20 protein-coding genes and 3 tRNA genes are annotated in these 18,873 nt (G+C 69.5%); 16 read left to right on the top strand and 7 right to left on the bottom strand.

Annotation, left to right across the window (positions count from 1 at the left end):
• Positions 1 to 3 precede the first annotated feature (3 nt).
• The gene (locus ACFJGU_RS10675) at positions 4 to 1,170 is read left to right on the top strand and encodes a type II toxin-antitoxin system HipA family toxin (RefSeq protein WP_382310202.1); all 1,167 of its coding nucleotides are present in this window, start codon (positions 4 to 6) and stop codon (positions 1,168 to 1,170) included.
• A 67-nt stretch (positions 1,171 to 1,237) separates the two neighbouring features.
• On the opposite strand, the gene ACFJGU_RS10680 is transcribed toward ACFJGU_RS10675, so the two are convergent.
• The 3 genes from ACFJGU_RS10680 to ACFJGU_RS10690 form a co-directional block, all read right to left on the bottom strand.
• Positions 1,238 to 1,310, bottom strand: a tRNA-Phe gene (locus ACFJGU_RS10680).
• A gap of 61 nt (positions 1,311 to 1,371) precedes the next feature.
• Positions 1,372 to 1,448 (bottom strand) — tRNA-Asp (locus ACFJGU_RS10685).
• Between the two features lie 71 nt (positions 1,449 to 1,519).
• A tRNA-Glu gene (locus tag ACFJGU_RS10690) sits at positions 1,520 to 1,592 on the bottom strand.
• 177 nt (positions 1,593 to 1,769) lie between these two features.
• Here ACFJGU_RS10690 and ACFJGU_RS10695 point away from each other — a divergent pair.
• Both ACFJGU_RS10695 and ACFJGU_RS10700 read left to right on the top strand, forming a co-directional pair.
• The gene (locus ACFJGU_RS10695) at positions 1,770 to 3,038 is read left to right on the top strand and encodes a peptidoglycan DD-metalloendopeptidase family protein (protein ID WP_382310204.1); all 1,269 of its coding nucleotides are present in this window, start codon (positions 1,770 to 1,772) and stop codon (positions 3,036 to 3,038) included.
• A gap of 10 nt (positions 3,039 to 3,048) precedes the next feature.
• Positions 3,049 to 4,323 (top strand): M23 family metallopeptidase, encoded by a 1,275-nt coding sequence (locus ACFJGU_RS10700; RefSeq protein WP_382310206.1) that lies wholly within the window; start codon positions 3,049 to 3,051, stop codon positions 4,321 to 4,323.
• Positions 4,324 to 4,718: 395 nt separating this feature from the next.
• Here ACFJGU_RS10700 and ppa read toward each other — a convergent pair whose 3' ends face one another.
• Complete coding sequence (gene ppa, locus ACFJGU_RS10705) at positions 4,719 to 5,279, bottom strand: inorganic diphosphatase (protein ID WP_382310336.1); 561 nt, start codon at positions 5,277 to 5,279, stop codon at positions 4,719 to 4,721.
• A gap of 17 nt (positions 5,280 to 5,296) precedes the next feature.
• Between ppa and tilS the strand changes: the two genes are divergently transcribed.
• The 12 genes from tilS (at position 5,297) to panC (ending at position 15,726) form a co-directional block, all read left to right on the top strand.
• Positions 5,297 to 6,352, top strand: a complete 1,056-nt coding sequence (gene tilS / locus ACFJGU_RS10710; protein ID WP_382310338.1) for a tRNA lysidine(34) synthetase TilS — start codon at positions 5,297 to 5,299, stop codon at positions 6,350 to 6,352.
• A gap of 14 nt (positions 6,353 to 6,366) precedes the next feature.
• Positions 6,367 to 6,921, top strand: a complete 555-nt coding sequence (gene hpt, locus ACFJGU_RS10715) for a hypoxanthine phosphoribosyltransferase (RefSeq protein ID WP_382310208.1) — start codon at positions 6,367 to 6,369, stop codon at positions 6,919 to 6,921.
• A gap of 121 nt (positions 6,922 to 7,042) precedes the next feature.
• The gene (ftsH, locus tag ACFJGU_RS10720) at positions 7,043 to 9,055 is read left to right on the top strand and encodes an ATP-dependent zinc metalloprotease FtsH (RefSeq protein WP_382310210.1); all 2,013 of its coding nucleotides are present in this window, start codon (positions 7,043 to 7,045) and stop codon (positions 9,053 to 9,055) included.
• An 8-nt stretch (positions 9,056 to 9,063) separates the two neighbouring features.
• Entirely contained in the window at positions 9,064 to 9,702 is a 639-nt protein-coding gene (folE, locus tag ACFJGU_RS10725) for a GTP cyclohydrolase I (protein WP_382310212.1), read from the top strand.
• Complete coding sequence (folP, locus tag ACFJGU_RS10730; protein WP_382310214.1) at positions 9,699 to 10,502, top strand: dihydropteroate synthase; 804 nt, start codon at positions 9,699 to 9,701, stop codon at positions 10,500 to 10,502. The genes folE and folP overlap by 4 nt, the downstream gene beginning before the upstream one ends.
• Positions 10,499 to 10,900: a dihydroneopterin aldolase gene (gene folB / locus ACFJGU_RS10735; protein WP_382310216.1), complete on the top strand. Its 402-nt coding sequence runs from the start codon at positions 10,499 to 10,501 to the stop codon at positions 10,898 to 10,900. The genes folP and folB overlap by 4 nt, the downstream gene beginning before the upstream one ends.
• Complete coding sequence (folK, locus tag ACFJGU_RS10740) at positions 10,897 to 11,442, top strand: 2-amino-4-hydroxy-6-hydroxymethyldihydropteridine diphosphokinase (protein ID WP_382310218.1); 546 nt, start codon at positions 10,897 to 10,899, stop codon at positions 11,440 to 11,442. Before folB ends, folK begins: the two co-directional genes overlap by 4 nt.
• On the top strand, positions 11,439 to 11,891 hold the full coding sequence (locus tag ACFJGU_RS10745; protein ID WP_382310220.1) for a DUF3180 domain-containing protein: 453 nt from the start codon (positions 11,439 to 11,441) through the stop codon (positions 11,889 to 11,891). The genes folK and ACFJGU_RS10745 overlap by 4 nt, the downstream gene beginning before the upstream one ends.
• A gap of 7 nt (positions 11,892 to 11,898) precedes the next feature.
• Positions 11,899 to 12,438 carry a PH domain-containing protein gene (locus tag ACFJGU_RS10750; RefSeq protein ID WP_382310222.1) on the top strand — a complete coding sequence of 180 codons (540 nt, stop codon included), beginning with the start codon at positions 11,899 to 11,901 and terminating at the stop codon, positions 12,436 to 12,438.
• The gene (locus ACFJGU_RS10755; RefSeq protein ID WP_382310223.1) at positions 12,435 to 14,036 is read left to right on the top strand and encodes a PH domain-containing protein; all 1,602 of its coding nucleotides are present in this window, start codon (positions 12,435 to 12,437) and stop codon (positions 14,034 to 14,036) included. The genes ACFJGU_RS10750 and ACFJGU_RS10755 overlap by 4 nt, the downstream gene beginning before the upstream one ends.
• Positions 14,033 to 14,737 carry a Rossmann-like and DUF2520 domain-containing protein gene (locus tag ACFJGU_RS10760; protein WP_382310225.1) on the top strand — a complete coding sequence of 235 codons (705 nt, stop codon included), beginning with the start codon at positions 14,033 to 14,035 and terminating at the stop codon, positions 14,735 to 14,737. Before ACFJGU_RS10755 ends, ACFJGU_RS10760 begins: the two co-directional genes overlap by 4 nt.
• 62 nt (positions 14,738 to 14,799) lie before the next feature.
• Entirely contained in the window at positions 14,800 to 15,726 is a 927-nt protein-coding gene (panC, locus tag ACFJGU_RS10765; RefSeq protein WP_382303538.1) for a pantoate--beta-alanine ligase, read from the top strand.
• 10 nt (positions 15,727 to 15,736) lie between these two features.
• On the opposite strand, the gene ACFJGU_RS10770 is transcribed toward panC, so the two are convergent.
• From ACFJGU_RS10770 to ACFJGU_RS10780, 3 genes are all read right to left on the bottom strand, one after another.
• The gene (locus ACFJGU_RS10770; protein WP_382303539.1) at positions 15,737 to 16,579 is read right to left on the bottom strand and encodes a hypothetical protein; all 843 of its coding nucleotides are present in this window, start codon (positions 16,577 to 16,579) and stop codon (positions 15,737 to 15,739) included.
• Entirely contained in the window at positions 16,576 to 17,070 is a 495-nt protein-coding gene (locus ACFJGU_RS10775; protein WP_382303540.1) for a hypothetical protein, read from the bottom strand. Before ACFJGU_RS10775 ends, ACFJGU_RS10770 begins: the two co-directional genes overlap by 4 nt.
• A 79-nt stretch (positions 17,071 to 17,149) precedes the next feature.
• Positions 17,150 to 18,067: a dihydrodipicolinate synthase family protein gene (locus ACFJGU_RS10780; protein WP_382303541.1), complete on the bottom strand. Its 918-nt coding sequence runs from the start codon at positions 18,065 to 18,067 to the stop codon at positions 17,150 to 17,152.
• A 61-nt stretch (positions 18,068 to 18,128) separates the two neighbouring features.
• Here ACFJGU_RS10780 and ACFJGU_RS10785 point away from each other — a divergent pair, with 61 nt between their 5' ends.
• A complete protein-coding gene (locus tag ACFJGU_RS10785) occupies positions 18,129 to 18,872 on the top strand; it encodes a FadR/GntR family transcriptional regulator (RefSeq protein ID WP_382303542.1) in 744 nt (247 codons plus the stop codon).
• The last annotated feature ends 1 nt before the right edge of the window (position 18,873 follow it).

Here is an 18,873-nt window from a genome sequence, read left to right on the forward strand (position 1 = left end):
GAGGTGACGACGGTCCTCGGTCGAACAGAGGTGCTAGCGGGAAGGATCTATCGAACCCGGACCTCGGGTGCATTCGAGTACGACACCACCTACTTGCGTGCGCGGGAGGCGTTTGCCCTCGCGCCGGCTCTGGGATTGTTCCCGGGAGCGCAGCCACTGCTCCCTATCAACCCGTTCAGCGATTCGGCACCGGACACGTGGGGGCGCAAGGTGCAGAACCGCGCGGCCGGCCGAACGCTCGATGAACTCACTCTCTTGTTCGGCGTCAACGACGAGGGGCGCCAGGGCGCCACGCGCTTCTGGGCCTCCGGAGCCGCAGTGGCGCCGGGGCATGGCGTTCCCGTCGAAGCGGAGCTGACCGAGATCATGCAGATCGCCGACCAGATCGAGCGCGGTGAGACGGACATCGACAACCTCGCGCTCCGTCGGCTGTTCAAGGCGACGGGCTCGTTGGGGGGTGCGCGGCCCAAGGCGAACGTGAAGATCGGAGCCGACTTGTGGCTGGCGAAGTTCCCGAAACCCGTGGGGGACGACTGGAACGTGATGGCCTGGGAGGCGGCCATGCTCGATGGGATGAGTGGGGTGGGTATCGATACCCCGCAGCACCAGACGAAGCGAATCGTCGTCGACGGCGTCGACCGCACTGTGCTCCTTCTCAGGCGATTCGACCGAACGGATGACGGGGTCCGCATCCCCTACATCTCAGCGATGACTGCCCTCGAAGCCACAGACGGTCAGGGCGGCGATTGGGTCGACGTCGTCGACTTCGCACGGCTCAGCGGCGCCGACCCGGCCGAACTGTGGCGACGGGCCGTGTTCGGCTGTCTGGTCGGCAATCTCGACGATCACCTTTGCAACCATGGGTTCCTTCGCCGCGGTCCGGCGTGGCTTCTCGCTCCCGCCTTCGACGTGAACCCCCGGCCGCTCGGCGACGGCAACGGTCACGAACTCGCCCTTTTCGGAGACGGCGAGTTGAGCTTGGACGCACTCATGGCGAATGATGCCCTCGGTCTGTTCGGGGTGCGAGAGTCGGCCGCTGAGGCCTTTCTGCGGCGACTGAAGCCCGAATTGAACCGGCTGACCAGACACGCGGCGGCGCACGGTGCCGACGCGCTGAGCATCGCCGTGATGTCTGCGCGCATCGACTCGGCGATTGCTGCCGTGAGCTAGAACGACGAGAGGAGGGCCCCGGACATAAAGAAACCCCCGCCATGTAGAAGCTAGGCGAGGGTTCCCGTGGCTCCGACGGGCGTCGATCCCGTGACCTCACGATTTTCAGTCGTGCGCTCTACCAACTGAGCTACAGAGCCGAGCGGGCGTATGGATGCCGCTCTAGCGAAAAGCCCTTCCGATGTGGAAGGGCTTCGCGCCTGGCGACCCTGACGGGACTTGAACCCGCGACCTCCGCCGTGACAGGGCGGCACGCTAACCAACTGCGCTACAGGGCCTTACTTGGTGTTCCTATTGTATGTGTTGCCGACCCCTGGTTCGTGACCACGTGCCTTCTTGCCAGAGCTTGTGACCCCAACGGGATTCGAACCCGTGCTACCGCCGTGAAAGGGCGGCGTCCTAGGCCGCTAAACGATGGGGCCGCGGCGACAACTCATCGAGTATGCCACATCCCCCGCACACTCGCCAATCGGCGACGAGTTGGGCCCAACCACGGGAATGTCCGTGCATTCTGCCCGCCCGCGCGTTAGATTCGCCGGAAGCACTGTGACAGATGTGGCGGATGCGAAGTCGTCCAGGGGAAGAGCAGTACGAGGAGCATGAGCACCACCGAGAAAGCCGGGGGCCGCGGGAGATCGCGGAAGTCCCTCCGACGGATCCGCAACGCGGTGTCGACGATGATCGCCACGGTGCTCCTCGTGGTGTCCGCCGGCGTGCTCTCGGGCCCGGCCTACGCCGACGACTATCCCACCTGGGACGACGTGAAGAACGCACAGGCCAGCGAATCCGCCAAGAACGACGAAGTGGCGCGCATCCAGGGCCTGATCGAGTCGATGAACGCGCAGGTCGCCGAGGCACAGGCGGTCGCCACCCAACGCGGCACCGAATACCAGGCCGCGCAGGAGAAGTACGACACGGCCGATTTCGTGGCCGCCCAGCTCGAGGCCCAGGCCACCGACGCCTCGACGCGGGCGGATGCCTCGAACAAGCAGGCGGGTCAGCTCGCCGCCCAGCTCGCCCGCACCGGCGGCAACGACCTCACTTTCAACCTCCTGGTCGGCGGCGACCAGCTCTCCAGCGACCTGCTCTACCAGCTCAGCGCGATGTCGAAGCTCACCGAGAAGACGTCGCAGATCTACGCCCAGGCCGAGCAGGATCGCAACACCGCCACGGCGCTCACCGCGCAGGCAACCGTCGCGCGTGACGAGCTGCGGGGGCTGGCCGACGAGGCGCAGCGACTCCGCGACGAGGCAGTCGCGGCGCAGCAGTCCGCCGAGGCGGCGCTCCAGGAGCAGGAAGACCACCAGGTCGAGTTGCAGGCCCAGCTGCAGGTGCTGCAGGAGAACCGGGCGGCGACGGAGGCCGACTTCCAGAAGGGCGTCCAGGCCCGTGCCGAGGCCGCCCGCGCGGCTGCGGCAGCCGGTCTGTCGACGCTGCCCTTCATCGCGGCGAGCGGTTGGGCGAGCCCGTTCCCGGGGGCGTTCTCCTCCGACGAATACGGGATGCGCGTCAATCCGGTCGACGGTGGCTACCGCCTGCACTCCGGCATCGACCTGGTCTACAGCGGCGGCACGTGCGGCGCCACCGTCTACGCGGCGGCCGAGGGCATCGTGAACTTCGCCGGCTGGAACGGCGGCTACGGCAACTTCATCCAGATCGACCACGGCGGTGGCATCGCCACCGCCTACGGACACAACACCCAGCTCCTGGTGGGCGTCGGCGACTACGTGCAGGTGGGTCAGCCCATCTCCCTGGCCGGCACCACGGGCAATTCCACCGGATGCCACCTGCACTTCGAGGTGCGGCAGAACGGCACCGCCATCAACCCGCGTCCGTTCATGGCCGCGCAGGGCATCGAGTTCGGATAGGCGAGAACGAATGAGCATCGACACCCGACCCGCACGATCTCCGCGCCGGGCCGTGCCGAGGCTGCTCGCCGGCCTCACGCTGGCCGTGGGGCTGCTCGCGGTCGACCTGCTCCGCGGTGCCGAGTCGGCGTCGGCGGTCGACTACCCGTCCTGGGAGGACGTGTTGGCCGCGCGCGGCAGCGAATCGGCGAAGAGTGCTGAGGTCGCGAACATCCGAGCGCTCATCGACACGGCCCAGCAAGAGGTCGAGGCGGCTCAACTGTTCGCCCGGCAGAAGGCCGACGAGTACTCCCTCGCGCAAGAGGAGTACGACACGGCGGTGTTCCGGGCCGATCAGCTGGCGTCGCAGGCGGCGGAAGCGACGACACGAGCGGATGCCTCCAATGCGCAGGCAGGGCAGCTCATCACCCAGTTCACCCGCGCGGGCGGCGGCGACCTCACGCTCAGCCTCATCCTCTCCGGCGAGGAGTCCGACGACCTGCTCTACCAGCTGGGCGCCATGAGCAAGCTCTCGGAGAAGACCGGACAGCTCTACGAACAGGCGGCGCAAGACCGCAACACGGCGACGTTACTCACCAAGCAGGCCGAGATCGCGGAGAGCGAGCTCGAGGCCCTGAAGGTGGCGGCGCAGCAGGCGTTCGACGCCGCCGTCGAGGCGCAGGCGGCAGCCGAGGCGCTGCTCGCCGAGCACGAGGCGCAGAAGATCGTGCTGGATGCGCAACTCGAGGCCCTGCAGGCGGCGACCGCGAAGACGGTGGCCGAATACGAGAAGGGCGTCGAGGAGCGGCGCAAGGCCGAGGAGGCCGCGCGGGCGGCAGCCGCGGCAGCGGCTGCGGCCGCCGCCGCCGCTGCAGCCGCTGCCGGTGGACCGCCGCCCGCCTCGGGCGGGTGGGGCGCTCCGCTGTCCTCCTGGCGCATCACCGACGAGTACGGCATGCGCGTGAACCCCGTCGACGGCGGCTACCGCCTGCACGCCGGCATCGATCTCGTGCAGGGCGGAGGCGGCACCTGCGGGGCGCCGGTCTACGCCTCGGCCGCCGGCACGGTCATCCAGGCCGGCTACAACGGTGGACTCGGCTACTCGGTCACCATCAGCCACGGCGGCGGCGTCACCACCGTCTACGGCCACAACAGCTCGCTCGGCGTCGGCCGCGGTCAGGATGTCGGCGGCGGCGAGTTCATCGCCCGCGCCGGCACCACGGGAAACTCCACCGGCTGCCACGTCCACTTCGAGACCCGCGTCGACGGCGCCCCCCAGAACCCCCGGAACTTCGTCAACTTCTAGGAGCGGGAGGGTACCGCTTCGCCGCTTTCCCGCGCCCGGCCGGCCTTCGGTCGGTCGGGCGCTCTTTGCCGGCGCCGCCGCTGCTGCGGCGCCGGGCGACATGTTCGCGTGAGGTCGGAGGACCCGGCCTGCGGTCGGGCCCTCCGGCCTCACGCTCACCCTGGGGCGTCGAAAAAGGCCCGCAGCCTACAGTTCACGTCCCCAAGTGCTGGGGAAACGAGATCGCAAGCTGCGGGCCTTTTTCGACGACCCAGGGTGACGGCGAGGCCGCGTCAGCGACCTCACCGTCACATGTCGCCTCGCGCCGCAGAAGCGGCGGCGCGAGCAAGAAGGGCCCGCCCAGCCGAAGGCCGGGCGAGCCCGAAGAGCGGCGAGGCGGAACCCCGACAGGTGAACTAGTGACTCTCGTCGGCCAGCTTCTTGAAGCCGGCCTCGACGATGGCCTCGGCTTCGGCGGCGTCGCCCCAGCCCTCGATCTTGACCCACTTGCCGGGCTCGAGGTCCTTGTAGCGGGCGAAGAAGTGCTCGATCTCCTTGCGGGTCTGCTCCGGGACATCCGAGATGTCCTGGATGTGGGCCCAGCGCGGGTCCTTGTAGGGCACCACGACGACCTTCGCGTCGGAGCCGGCCTCGTCGCTCATGTTGAGCACGCCGACGGGGCGCACCTTGACGCCCACCCCCGGGAACACCGGGTACTCGAGCAGCACGAGGGCGTCGACGGGGTCGCCGTCCAGGCCCAGGGTGTTCTCGAAGAACCCGTAGTCGGTGGGGTAGACGAAGCTCGTGAAGAGCACGCGGTCGAGGTAGACGCGACCGGTCTCGTGGTCGACTTCGTACTTGTTGCGGCTTCCCTTGGGAATCTCGACGACGACGTCGTACTCGGCCATGGTGGTGCTCCCTCGTGTCTGGCGGTGATGGTTGAAAGCGACCCGAGAACGGCGCCGCGAAACTGCAATAACGTTACTGGATGCACATGGAGGAGCGCCGACCGCGCCTCACCCCCGCGATCGCCGACATCCGCCGCGCCGTCCGCGAGGCCCTGGATGCCGCCGGGTCGCCCGACGTGCTCGTCGCTCTGAGCGGCGGGCCCGACTCGCTCGCGCTCGCGGCGGCCACCGCGTTCGAGGCGCCGCGGGCGGGCATCCGTGCCGGTGCGATCATCGTCGACCACGGATTGCAGGAGGGGTCGGATGCGGTGGCCGAGCGGGCGGCCGGCCAGGCGCGCGCCCTCGGCCTCGATCCCGTGCTCGTCACCCGGGTGGAGGTCGCCACGGGTGCCGCCTCGGTCACGGGGGGCGCGGAGGCCGCGGCGCGCAGCGCCCGCTATGCCGCCATCGACGCCGCTCTCGCCGCTACCGGAACCCGCGCGGTGCTCCTCGGCCACACCCTCGACGACCAGGCCGAGACCGTGCTCCTCGGCTTGGCCCGCGGCGCCGGCGCAGCGAGCCTGGCGGGCATGGCGCCGCAGGCCGCCCCGCCCGACGTCGACCCGCACCACCCGCACGACGAGACGACCGGCGTCGCCCCGGGCACGCGCATCCGTCCCCTCCTCGGCATCCGCCGCGCGCAGACGGAGCAGTTCTGCGCCGACTCCGGCCTCGAGCCCTGGCACGACCCCCACAACGAGAGCGCCGAGTTCACCCGCGTGCGCGTGCGGCAAACCGTACTTCCCCTGCTCGAACGCGAGCTCGGCCCCGGCATCGCCGAGGCGCTCGCCCGCACGGCCGAGCAGCTGCGGGAAGACCACGACACCCTGCACGACATGGCCACCGAGACCATCGAAGACCTCGTGGAGCACGCCGAGGCGGGCATCGCGATCTCGGCGGGCGCCCTGGCCGCGAATCCGGCGGCGCTGCGGAACCGCATCATCCGCTACGTCGTGCTCAGCGAGTTCGGCGTCTCCCTGAGCCGCGCGCAGACGCTCGCGGTGGCCGCGCTGGTGACGGATTGGCACGGGCAGAAAGGCGTCGACCTGCCAGGGATTAGAGTGGTGCGGCAGGGCGGCCGCGTCGAGTTCTCACGGGCCTGATCGGAAAGGGTCGCATGGACATCCAGGACATCGAGTCGGACATCACCGAGGTGCTGCTCAGCGAGGAGCAGATCGCCCAGACGATCTCCGACCTCGCGCGGCGCATCGAGGCCGACTACAGCGATGACGACGACCTCCTCATCGTCGGCGTGCTCCGCGGTGCGGTGATGGTGATGGCCGATCTCGCCCGGGCGCTCCGCATCCACCTCACGATGGACTGGATGGCGGTGTCCTCGTACGGGTCGGGCACGCAGTCCAGCGGCGTGGTGCGCATCCTGAAAGACCTCGACACCGACATCACGGGTCGCAAGGTGCTGATCGTCGAGGACATCATCGACTCCGGGCTGACGCTCTCGTGGCTGCTCGCGAACCTGCGCACGCGCGGCGCCGCCTCGGTCGAGATCTGCGCACTGCTGCGCAAGCCGGAGGCCGTGAAAGTGGAGCTCGACGTGAAATACGTGGGCGTCGACATCCCGAACGCCTTCGTGGTGGGATACGGCCTGGATTACGCCGAGAAGTACCGCAACCTGAAGTCCATCGGAGTGCTCGCGCCGCACGTCTACTCCTGAGGGCGAACACTCGTTACGCCCACGGGGAACATGGAGGCGGCGCCCAGTCCGCGACGGGTACCCTTGCACCACGACTAAAGCACCCGTGCCGACCCCTTCGGCACCGAAGCGATGAAGAGACATGAACGCGAAACGCATCTTCCGATCTCCCATTCCGTACATCCTCCTGGGTGCCATCGCGCTGTGGATCGGCTTCAGCTTGCTCACCGGTGGCGGCTACCAGCAGGTCACCACGCAGGAGGGCCTCGGGTTCCTCTCGAGCGGCAAGGTCTCCGAAGCCACCATCATCGACGGTGAGCAGCGGGTCGACATGACGCTCGCGAACGCCGACGAGAAGTACGGCTCGAAGGTGCAGTTCTACTACGTCGCGCCGCGTGGCCCCGAGGTCGTGTCGGCGGTGACGGATGCGAATCCCTCCGACGGCTTCAACGACCAGGTTCCGCAGCCCAACTGGCTGCTCTCGGCGCTCGGCCTGCTGCTCCCCATCATCCTGATCGGCGCCTTCTTCTGGTTCATGCTCTCGGGCATGCAGGGCGGCGGCAACCGCGTCATGCAGTTCGGCAAATCGAAGGCCAAGCTCGTCACCAAGGAGTCGCCGAAGGTCACCTTCGACGACGTGGCGGGTGCGGAGGAGGCACTCGAGGAGCTCGAGGAGATCAAGGACTTCCTGAAGGAGCCGGCCAAGTTCCTCGCTGTCGGTGCCCGGATCCCGAAGGGCGTGCTGCTGTACGGCCCTCCCGGAACCGGCAAGACCCTGCTCGCCCGCGCTGTCGCGGGTGAGGCCGGTGTGCCCTTCTACTCGATCTCGGGTTCCGACTTCGTGGAGATGTTCGTGGGTGTCGGTGCCAGCCGCGTGCGCGACCTGTTCCAGCAGGCCAAGGAGAACTCGCCCGCCATCATCTTCATCGACGAGATCGACGCCGTCGGCCGCCACCGCGGCGCCGGCATGGGCGGCGGTCACGACGAGCGCGAGCAGACCCTCAACCAGCTGCTGGTGGAGATGGACGGCTTCGACGTGAAGACGAACGTCATCCTCATCGCCGCGACGAACCGTCCCGACATCCTCGACCCCGCGCTCCTGCGCCCGGGCCGCTTCGACCGGCAGATCGGCGTCGACGCGCCCGACCTCAACGGCCGCAAGAAGATCCTCGAGGTGCACGGCAAAGGCAAGCCGCTCGCGGCCGGCGTCGACCTCGAGGTCGTCGCCCGCAAGACGCCCGGTTTCACCGGCGCCGACCTGGCGAACGTGCTCAACGAGGCGGCGCTCCTCACCGCGCGCAGCAACGCGCAGCTGATCGACAACCGCGCCCTCGACGAGGCGATCGACCGCGTCATCGCCGGCCCGCAGCGCCGCACCCGCATCATGCGCGACCAGGAGAAGCTGGTCACGGCCTACCACGAGGGCGGCCACGCCCTGGTGGCCACGGCGATGAACTACACCGACCCGGTGACGAAGGTCACCATCCTTCCCCGCGGCCGCGCCCTCGGCTACACGATGGTGCTCCCGCTCGAAGACCGCTACTCGGTGAGCCGCAACGAGCTGCTCGACCAGCTGGCCTACGCCATGGGCGGCCGTGTCGCGGAGGAGGTCGTGTTCCACGACCCCACCACGGGCGCGAGCAACGACATCGAGAAGGCCACCGGCACGGCCAAGAAGATGGTGACCGAGTATGGCATGACCGCTTCGCTCGGAGCCGTCAAGCTCGGCAGCGCCTCGGGTGAGATGTTCCTCGGCCGCAACATGGGCCACGAGCGCGACTACTCCGAGAGCCTCGCCCAGCAGGTCGACGCCGAGGTGCGCGGCCTCATCGAGGCGGCGCACGACGAGGCCTGGCAGGTGCTGAACGACAACCGCGAGATCCTCGACAGGTTGGCCGCGGAGCTCCTCGAGAAGGAGACCCTCGACCACGACGAGTTGGCCGCGATCTTCCAGGGCGTCAAGAAGCTCCCGCTCCGGCCGCAGTGGCTCTCGAGCGAACACCGCCCGGTGTCGACGCTGCCGCCCGTGGCGTTCCCCGTGCAGAAGGCCCCGATCGACGGTCAGGCCGTCGACGGCGGTGTCGACTCCGATCCCGAACCCGAGTCGAAGCCGAAGCGCGCTCCGCGAATCAAGCCCCGCCCCGCCACCGCGTAGGGCGCGACGTGTCCGTCGACCGAGACAGGATCGAGGCCGCGGTCAGCGAGATCCTTGCCGCGATCGGGGAGCGTCCGGAGCGCGAGGGTCTGCGCGACACTCCGCGCCGGGTCGCCGACCTGTACGCCGAGCTCTTCGGTGGTGTCGGTGACGACCCGGCCGACGCCCTCAGCTCGGTGTTCGCGGCACCCGTCGCAGAACAGGCGGCCGCGGGCCAGGGCTCGGTAGCGGATGCCGGCGATCAGCCCGTGCTCATCCGCGACATCACCTTCCGCTCCGTGTGCGAGCATCACCTCCTGCCGTTCGAGGGGATCGTGCACGTGGCCTACGTCCCGGGCGACCGGATCGCAGGCCTCGGCTCGATCGTGTCGGTGGTCGAATCCGCGTGTTCCCGGCCCCAGTTGCAGGAGCGCCTCACCGACGACATCGCCGATGCCATCGAACGCGGCCTCGAGGCCCGTGGCGTGCTCGTGGTCGTGGATGCCAAGCACGCCTGCGTGAGCGCCCGCGGGCCCCGGCAGACCCGCAGCACCACCCTCACCCTCGCCGCGCGCGGAGCCCTGGCCGAGCCCGCGGCGCGGGCTGAGATCACCGCCCTGATCACCGCACCCCGCAGCGACGGCCAGGACTGGGGCGTCGATCGGTGACGCGCATCCTCGGCATCCTCAACGTCACCCCCGACTCGTTCAGCGACGGCGGACTCTGGCTCGACCGCGACGCGGCCGTACGCCACGCCGAGGGGATGGTCTCCCGCGGTGCCGACATCATCGACGTCGGCGGCGAGTCCACCCGCCCCGGCGCGGCCCGCGTGGCGATCTCGGAGGAGCAGCGCCGCGTGCTCCCCGTGGTGCGCGAACTCGTCGCCCGCGGCATCTCCGTGAGCATCGACACCATGAACGCCTCGACGGCGGCCGCCGCCCTCGAGGCCGGCGCCGAGATCGTGAACGACGTGTCGGGCGGCCGCTCCGACCCCGAGATGGACGACGTGGTGCGCGATTCCGGCGCCCGCTTCGTGGTGATGCACTGGCGCGGCCACAGCGACTCGATGAACGACCGGGCCCGCTACACGGATGTCGTGAGCGAGGTGGTGGGCGAGATCGAGTACCGCGTGGCCGAACTGATCATCAAGGGCGTCTCGCCCGACAAGCTCATCGTCGACCCCGGGCTGGGTTTCGCGAAGAACGGTGACCACAACTGGACCGTGCTCGCGCACCTCGACCGTCTGCAGAGGCTCGGGCTACCCGTGCTGATCGGCGCCTCGCGCAAGCGTTTCATCGGGGAATTGATGCCCGGTGGGGCACAGTTGGGGGAGCGCGACTTCGCCTCCGCCGTCATCGCGGCGCTGGCCGCGCACAACGGAGTCTGGGGGGTTCGCGTGCACGACGTGACGGGAACGCGTGCGGCACTCGACGTGACCGACGCCTGGGCCAGAGGGAGGACTCGATGACCGGCCGGACGGACGACGAGCCCGAACTGGACTCTCTCACCCTCACGGGCCTGGAGGTCTTCGCCAACCACGGCGTCTTCGACTTCGAACGCGCCGAGGGTCAGCGCTTCGTCATCGACGTCACGCTCTGGCTCGACACCGCGCCCGCCGCGGGCTCCGACGACCTCGCGAAGACCGTGCACTACGGCGAGCTGGCGGAGGCCATCAACGAGGCCGCGTCCACCGATCCCGTCGACCTGATCGAGACGCTCGCCGAGCGCATCGCCGGCGTCGTCCTCGCGAACGAACCGGTGCAGCGCGTGCGCGTCGTGGTGCACAAGCCGGACGCGCCCATCACCGTTCCCTTCACCGACGTCAGCGTCGGCATCACGAGATCGAGATCGGTACCCGCCGCATGAACGCCCGCCCCATCGACAGCGTCGACCGCCGCATCATCCGGCTGCCGGCCGTGCTCGCCTTCGGCAGCAACCTCGGCGACCGCGAGGCCACCATCCTGGGTGCTCTCGACGACCTCCGTGCGACCCCTGGCATCGAGGTCACGGCGGTGTCGCGGCTCTACGAGACGACGGCGGTCAAGCCCGACGGCGTCGATCCCGACGCGCCCGCCTACCTCAACGCGGTGGCGCTCATCCGCACCAGCCTGCACCCCGAGGAGCTGCTCGGCGTGGTGAACCACATCGAGCACGAGTACGGGAGGGTGCGCGCCGAGCGCTGGGGCGACCGCACGCTCGACGTCGACATCGTGGCCTTCGCCTCGGTGGTGCGCGACACGGAGCGGCTCACGCTGCCGCATCCCCGGGCCGCGGAGCGCGACTTCGTGCTCGTGCCCTGGCTCGAGGTCGATCCCGACGCCGTGCTCCCGAAGCGCGGGCGGGTCGACCAGCTCGTGCGGAGCATCCCGCAGACCACGCTGCGACCGTACGTGGGGGAGTCGCGGTGAGGCACACGCATCCGCTGACCGTCGTGATCTTCGGTGTGGTCGGGATCGCCGCCGGATTCGTGCTCGAGGTCGCGCTCGCGGCCACGGGGCAGCCGGTGCTCATCCCGCCCTATACGCTGGCGATCACCCTGGTGGCCGCCGCCGTGATCGTGGTGGCACTCGCCGTGCCAATCCGCCGCGCCATCCGAGGCACGTCGAAGACGCAGATCAACCCCTTCCGGGCGATGCGGATCGTGGTGCTCGCGAAGGCCTCCGCTCTGGTCGGCAGCCTGATCGCGGGGTTCGGCATCGGGGTCATCGCCTTTCTCCTGACCCGGCCCGTGGTGGCCGATGTAGGCTCGTTGTGGCCGGGGATCACCGCTGCGCTGGCCGGGGCAGTGCTCCTCACGGCAGGGCTCGTCGCCGAGCGGCTGTGCACCCTGCCACCCGACGAACCAGACGCGAAGTGAGCCCGAAGTGTCCAGCCCCGACGATCAGATCGCCCCGCTGAACGCGCCCGAGCCGGAGACCGACGCCGGTTCACGCCGCCTCGTGGTCGACGGCGAATGGCACGGCGTCAGCCCGAAATACCTCGGTGTCGAGGTCGTGTCGAGCATCATCAGCGCTCTCGTGCTCTGCGCCGTCGCCGTGGTGTTCATCGTGGTCGGCACCTGGTTCGGCTGGTGGGCGCTCGGCGCCGCGGTCGTGATCGGAGTGGTCATGCTCGTGCTGGCGCCGCGGCGGGTGCGCTCGATCGGCTACCAGCTGCGCTCCGACGACCTCGTGTTCAAGCGCGGCATCATGTTCCACCGCGTGGTGTCGGTGCCCTATGGCCGCATGCAGCTCATCGACATCAACCGCGGGCCCGTCGCCCGCGCCCTGGGCCTGGCCGAACTGAAGTTCGTGACCGCGGCGGCCTCGACCGGGGTGTCCATCCCCGGCCTCGTCGACGAGGAGGCGAACGCGCTCCGCGACCACCTGGTGGGCCTGGCCGAATCCCGCCGCGTCGGGCTGTGAGCGAGCCGCGCGTGCCGGGCGCGCCTGCCGAGCAGCCGGGCGCATCCGCCGTTCCGCAGGGCCCCGCCGGCCCGGTCGATCTCACCGACGGCGAGTGGCATCGGCTCCACCCCGCTACTCCGCTGCTGCGCGGCGGGATCGTGCTCGTCGCCATCCTCGGCTTCGTGCTGGCCAACTTCCGCGAGCGGCTCATCGACTGGATCTTCGGCGCTCCCGAGCTGCCGGGCGACCCGCTGCAGACCGCGTACGAGCGCGGTCAGCTCGGTTGGGCGATCGTGATCGTCATCGCCGGGCTCGTGGTGGGCATCGTCGTGTTCTACGCGTCGTGGCGCATGCACACCTTCCGCGTGGGTGACGACGTGGTGGAGGTGCGCAGCGGCATCCTGTTCCGCACGCATCGCCGGGCGCGGCTCGACCGCATCCAGGGCGTGGCCATCAGTCGGCCCATCTTCGCGCGCGTGTTCGGGGCGGCGAAACTCGACATCAGCGTCGCGGGCCAGGATGCGAAGGTGCAGCTGGCCTATCTGCGCGGCTCCGAGGCCGATCGGCTGCGTCACGACGTGCTGGTGCTCGCCTCGGGCGCGCGAGAGGCGGCGGTCGCTCCGGATGCCGCGAACGAGGGTGTGGTCACGGCCGCGCCCGCGGCATCCGTCGTTCCGGGTCTGGTCAATCAGCGTGTGCGGGAACTGCTCGCGCCCGAGCTCGACCCCTCGATCGCTCCGCCGGAGTCGGTGGTGAAGATCCCACCGGTGCGGTTGATCCTCTCGCTCGTGCTGAGCGGGTTCACCGTGGTAATCGTGCTGGTGGCGGCGCTGATCGTGGTGATGTCGCTGCTCGGGCGGCGCGAGTTCTTCATCTTCCTGATCCTGCCGGGCATCCTCGCCGCGATCGGCTACTACTTCAACCGCTTCACGAAGTCGTTGCGTTTCAGCATCGCCGGTACGGCCGACGGCGTGCGGATCGGCTACGGCCTGCTCTCCACGAGCAACGACACCCTGCCGCCCGGGCGCATCCACGCCATCGAGGTGAGCCAGCCCCTGCTGTGGCGGCCGGCGAAATGGTGGATGATCCGCATCAATCGCGCGGGAGCGGCCGGGCAGAGCTCGGCGCAGACCAGCACGCTCATGCTGCCCGTGGGAACCGTCGACGACGTGCGCAAGGTGCTCGGACTGCTGCTACCCGGTCTCGCCGGCGAGCAGACCCGCGAGCTCCTGCTGGCCGGGCTCGTGGCCAAGTCGGGATCGGGGTTCACGGATGCGCCGCGCCGGGCTTGGCCGCTCCGCCCGCTCTCCTGGAAGCGGACGGGGTACGCGGAGACCGACGACGCGATCCTGCTGCGTTCCGGTTTCGTGTGGCGGCACCTCACGGTGGTGCCCCTGGCGCGGGTGCAGAGCCTGCGCATCTCGCAGGGGCCCGTGCAACGGGTGCTCGACCTGGTCGAACTCACCGTCCACACGGTCGCGGGGCCGGTGCGGGCGACCCTGGCCGCCGCGGATCGGGCAGGCGGAACGGCGGCCTTCGGGCGCTGGTCTGCGGCCGTCGTCGAGGCCGGCGCCACCGATCACTCCCATCGCTGGGCGGAAGGACAGACCTCATGAGACCCGCCGAACGAACCGGACGCCTCGGCGTCGGCATCATCGGCGCAGGCCGGGTCGGGCCGGTGCTCGGAGCCGCGCTCGCCGGTGCGGGGCACGCCATCGTGGGCATCGCCGCCATCTCCGAGGAGAGCCGGGAGCGGGCCGACGCGATGCTGCCGGGAGTGCCGATCCTCACCATCCCGCAGCTCGTCGAACGCAGCGAGCTCGTGGTGCTGGCCGTGCCCTCGGCCGAGCTCGGCACGCTCATCGCGGGGCTCGCCGAGACCGGTACCTGGCAGATGGGTCAGCTCGTGCTGCACACGGCACCGGAGTTCGGCGCGGAGGTGTTCGCGCCGGCGCGATCAGCCGGCGTCATCCCTCTCGCCGTGCACCCGGCGATGGCGTTCACGGGCACGAGCGTCGATCTCGCGCGCTTGGCCGGAACCTATTTCGCCGTCACCGCCCCGACTCCCGTGCTGCCGATCGCGCAGGCCCTGGTGGTGGAGATGGGCGGGGAGCCGGTCGTCGTGGCCGAGGGCGACCGCGCCGCCTACGCCGAGGCCATCGAGACCGCGACCACCTTCTCGACCGCGATCGTCGATCAGGCGGCCGGGCTCCTGGCCGGAATCGGCATCGAACTTCCCGGCCGGGTGCTCGCGCCGCTGATGCGTTCGTCGGTGGAGAACGCGCTGGCGCGCACGGGCGGCACGGTTCCCGAGTAGCATCGATCTGGCGGTCGCGCCCCACGGCGACCGCGAGCACGTGCGCAGCTGAAGGAGTTCCGGTGGCCGAAGCCGTTACGGATGCCCTCGCCGCCGACACTCCCATCGTCGCTCTGACGGTGGCGGATGTCCGCCGCGAGGTCGAAGACGCGGCGACGCGCAAGGCGACCGATGCCTCGGGCGCCGCTGTGCCGGCATCCGGTCGCGTACGCGTGGCCCTGGTGCCCACGATGGGCGCCTTGCACGCCGGGCATCTCGCCCTGGTCGACCGCGCCGCCGAGATCGCCGACGTCGTGGTGGTGTCGATCTTCGTGAATCCCCTCCAGTTCAACGACCCGGCCGACCTCGAGCGCTACCCGCGCGACCTCGAGGGCGACCTGCGCACCCTGGCGGGCCACGGCGTCGACATCGTGTTCGCCCCACTCGTCGACGAGCTGTACCCGCGCGGCGACGTGCAGACCCGTGTGACGGCGGGGCGCGTCGGCACGCTCTTCGAGGGGCGCAGCCGCCCGGGGCACTTCGACGGCGTGCTCACCGTGGTGTCGAAGCTGATCAACGCCGTCGGGCCGCAGCGCATCCTGTTCGGTCAGAAGGATGCGCAGCAGGTCTTCCTGGTGTCGCAGATGATCACCGACCTCAACATGCCCGTGCAGGTCGAGGTGGTCGAGACCGTGCGCGATCCCGACGAGCTCGCACTGTCGAGCCGCAACCGCTTCCTCGACGCGCGCGAGCGGCGTGCGGCGCTGACGCTGCCGCACATGCTCGAGGCCGCCGAGTCGGCAGCCGATCGGGGCATCGACGCCGTGCTGGCGGCCGCGCAGTCGGCGGCGATGGGTGAGGCGCTGGTGGAGGTCGACTACCTGGCGATCGTCCATCCGGAGACCTTCCTCCCGGTCGACGACGACTACCACGGCCCCGCGCGCGCCATCGTGGCGGCCCGCGTCGGCGACACCCGCCTGATCGACAACGCCGCCCTGTACCTCGGCTGACCCGGTCGGCTCAGCGGGCCGAGGCGTCGAGTTTCAGGACCTCGCCCGCGTAGACGGCTTCGTCATCGACGATGCCCTGCGGACTGATGCGGCCGGCGCTGAGGTAGAGGATCACCGCAGGATCGAGGGTGAATCGCTCGGCGATGTCGCCGAGGGTGTCGCCGGCGGCTACCCGGTAGGTCGCCGGAGTTCCCGCAGCCGTGAGCTCCAGGGTTCCCGATGCCCCGGTGTGGGCCCCGGTGTCGACCGCGGGTGGGATCTCCTGGGTGCTGTTCCACTGCATCTCGGCGATCGCCAGGATGTCGCCGTAGCATCCGTCCACTCCGACCTCGGAGGGGTCCGGCACCGCGTAGACCACCAGGCTGTCGAGGAAGCTGGGGTCGGCGGACGGCAGGTCGCGGAGCCGCCCCATCGGGAATTCCTGGTCGGGTTCGGGTCCGAGAGTCGGAAGGGCGAACGCGTAGCCCTCGGGGTTGTAGCAGCCGAAGGTCGCGCTCGGCGTCGAGTAGAACGTGGCCTGCAGCATCCGCGGGTCGCTCGTCGCGAAGCTCGAGAGCATGACTTCGACCCCGCCGTCGTGGTCGGTCGTCACGTCGACGGTGCCCGTGAGGGCGCCGCTCGGGGATGTCAGCGTGCCGGTGCCCAGCACCGAACCGGGGGGCACCGGAACCGGCGCCCAGCGCGCAGGGACGGCCGCCGGGGCGGGAGAGGGGACGGGAGACGACGAGGGCGGGCGGCTGATCACCGGCTCATCGCCGCCGGTCCTGTCCGGCGTGCTCGCGCATCCCGCGAGCAGCACGAGCAGGCCCGTCGCTGTCGCCGCCGATCGCACCCTCAGGGACAGACGCCTCATCGGGAGAGCTGTCCCGCGAAGGTCCACGTGGTGCCCGGCTCCACGGTGATCTCCACCGTGTAGACCTGCTGCGATCGCTCGATCGGCATCTGGTAACCGCCGCCCGTGCCGTCGCATACGGAACTGCCCATGAAGACATCGGTCGACTCGGGCAGGAGTTGCACATGGAACGCGCCCGGTCCGTCGCAAGTGAAGCGGCCATCGAAGCTCAGACGATCGCGACCCTGGGCTAATGGGAAATAGGGGTTCGGGATGTCGACCGTTCCTGGTCCCTCGCCCGAGACACGGATCGGGTCGGGGTCAGGGATGGGCGTGGGTGAGCGAGTCGGCAGTTCTTCGACCGGGCGGGAGGGATCGGCCGGCTGTGTCGTCTCGGACGATCCGGCGCTGTTTGCACCGATCACGCATCCGGCGAGCAGCACCGCCATGACGACCGCAGCGGCTGGCAGCGTCCCGAGCCGCGCCGCCTCGCGTATCGAACCGTGAGACATCCGCCACCCCCGTCGCGTCGTGCGATTCTGGGCATGACGATAGCGGAATCGGATGGGACCCGCGTTCCCAAACCGGGCGTCAGCGGGCCCAGCCCAGAACGGACGCCCTAGCGCGGTCGGCCAGCGCGAGCAGTTCGGCACGAGTCGATGCCGGCAGGGGCGCCAGGGGGGCTCGCACACGATCGCTGGCGATGACGCCCCCCTCTTTGAGCAGGGCCTTCGCCGCCTGCAACCCGCACTGCCGGTTCTCGAAATGAATGAGCGGCAGGACGGCATTCCATGCCCGGGTGGCGCCGTCGATATCTCCGGAGCCGAATCGGCGAACAACCTCGCCCAACACATCGGGAATCGTGCAACTCGCCATGGTGCCGATGGCCCCCGCGTGCAGATCGGGGATCAGAGTGACCCCTTCCTCCCCGTCGAACACACCGGGAAGGTCTGCTCCCGCGATCGTGCGGAGGGCTCGTATCTTCGCGGCGGCCCGGGGGACTTCGACCTTGACGTACTTGACCTGCGGAATCTCGGTGGCGAGTCTGGCCAGCAGGGCCACCGAGAGCGGCGTGGTGCTGAGCGGTGCATCCTGCACCATGATGTCGATCGCCGACTGCTCGGCCACCGTCGCGAAGTAGTCCAGGACGAGGTCCTCGCCGACGGACATCGTGGCTCCGAAGAACGGTGGCATCAGCATGGCGAGCCGAGCTCCCGCCTCCGCGGCCTCGCGCGTGCGGCGGGCCGCGACGCGGGCGCTGTAATGGCTTGTGGTGACCATGACGGGGACGCGGCCGGCGGCCTGCTCGAGAGTGGCGTCGATGACGCGTCGCCGCTCGTCGTCCTCGAGGGAGAACTGTTCGGAGTAGTTGGCCAGGATGCAGAGGGCGTCGACCTTCGAGTCGACGAGGAAATCGACCACGCGACGCTGCCCGTCGAGATCGAGCGACTCGTCGTCGTGAAAGATGGTGGGAGCGACAGGGATGATTCCCGTGAGGATGGCGGACATCGAACTTCCTTGGTCGTGGTCATCGATTGACGGATTCACCGAATCATATAATGATTGGCGGATGAGCGCGCTGACCCCCCTCGTACCACCCCGCCTGAAGACCATCCACCAACAAGTGATCCAGACGTTGGGCCTGCAGATCGTCAGCGGTGCCCTCGCGTCCGATGCGATCCTGCCTCCGGAACCCGTGCTCTGCGCGCAGATCGGTGTCAGTCGCGGCGCCCTGAGGGAGGCAGTCAAGGCGCTGGCGGCCAAGGGACTGTTGGAACTCCGGCCACGCACGGGCACCCGCGTGCTCCCTCGCGAACGATGGAACGTGCTCGACACCGACGTGCTGCTCTGGCTCAAGGAGGGCGACCGGGGGCGCCTGATCACCGAGCTGACCGAGGTGCGCGGGTTGATCGAGCCCGGCGCGGCGCGATTCGCGGCCGAGAGGGCGACCGAGGGGGAGAAGCAGCAGCTTCTCGATGCCTACGAACGGATGGCGCGCGCGAGCACCCGAGGAGACCTCGAGTCATTCACCCGAGCCGATGTCGAGTTCCACCACGTGCTCCTACGGATCTCTCACAACTCCCTGCTCGGTGCTCTGAATCAGCCCTTGTCGGTGGCCTTGCAGGCGAGCTTCGAGACGACATCCACTGCGGAGGGGGCGGTCGCCGACACCCTTCCGTTGCATCGCGACGTGGCTCGCGCGATCGCCTCCGGCGATTCGGCCGAGGCCGACGCGCGGATGCAGCAGCTGATCGCCGTGTCGGTCAGTCACTTCCAGCGGGTTCGCGACGACTCCCCGTCGAAGGGGCTCTGAC

Source organism: Herbiconiux sp. UC225_62 (assembly GCF_042694625.1).
In the GTDB taxonomy this organism is placed as follows: domain Bacteria; phylum Actinomycetota; class Actinomycetes; order Actinomycetales; family Microbacteriaceae; genus Herbiconiux.

Coding starts and splice junctions, on each gene's coding strand:
- ACFJGU_RS10695 (WP_382310204.1), top strand. CDS start 1,770: ATGAGCACCACCGAGAAAGCCGGGGGCCGCGGGAGATCGCGGAAGTCC.
- ACFJGU_RS10700 (WP_382310206.1), top strand. CDS start 3,049: ATGAGCATCGACACCCGACCCGCACGATCTCCGCGCCGGGCCGTGCCG.
- tilS (WP_382310338.1), top strand. CDS start 5,297: ATGGAGGAGCGCCGACCGCGCCTCACCCCCGCGATCGCCGACATCCGC.
- hpt (WP_382310208.1), top strand. CDS start 6,367: ATGGACATCCAGGACATCGAGTCGGACATCACCGAGGTGCTGCTCAGC.
- ftsH (WP_382310210.1), top strand. CDS start 7,043: ATGAACGCGAAACGCATCTTCCGATCTCCCATTCCGTACATCCTCCTG.
- folB (WP_382310216.1), top strand. CDS start 10,499: ATGACCGGCCGGACGGACGACGAGCCCGAACTGGACTCTCTCACCCTC.
- folK (WP_382310218.1), top strand. CDS start 10,897: ATGAACGCCCGCCCCATCGACAGCGTCGACCGCCGCATCATCCGGCTG.
- ACFJGU_RS10760 (WP_382310225.1), top strand. CDS start 14,033: ATGAGACCCGCCGAACGAACCGGACGCCTCGGCGTCGGCATCATCGGC.
- ACFJGU_RS10770 (WP_382303539.1), bottom strand. CDS start 16,579: ATGAGGCGTCTGTCCCTGAGGGTGCGATCGGCGGCGACAGCGACGGGC.
- ACFJGU_RS10775 (WP_382303540.1), bottom strand. CDS start 17,070: ATGTCTCACGGTTCGATACGCGAGGCGGCGCGGCTCGGGACGCTGCCA.
- ACFJGU_RS10780 (WP_382303541.1), bottom strand. CDS start 18,067: ATGTCCGCCATCCTCACGGGAATCATCCCTGTCGCTCCCACCATCTTT.
- ACFJGU_RS10785 (WP_382303542.1), top strand. CDS start 18,129: ATGAGCGCGCTGACCCCCCTCGTACCACCCCGCCTGAAGACCATCCAC.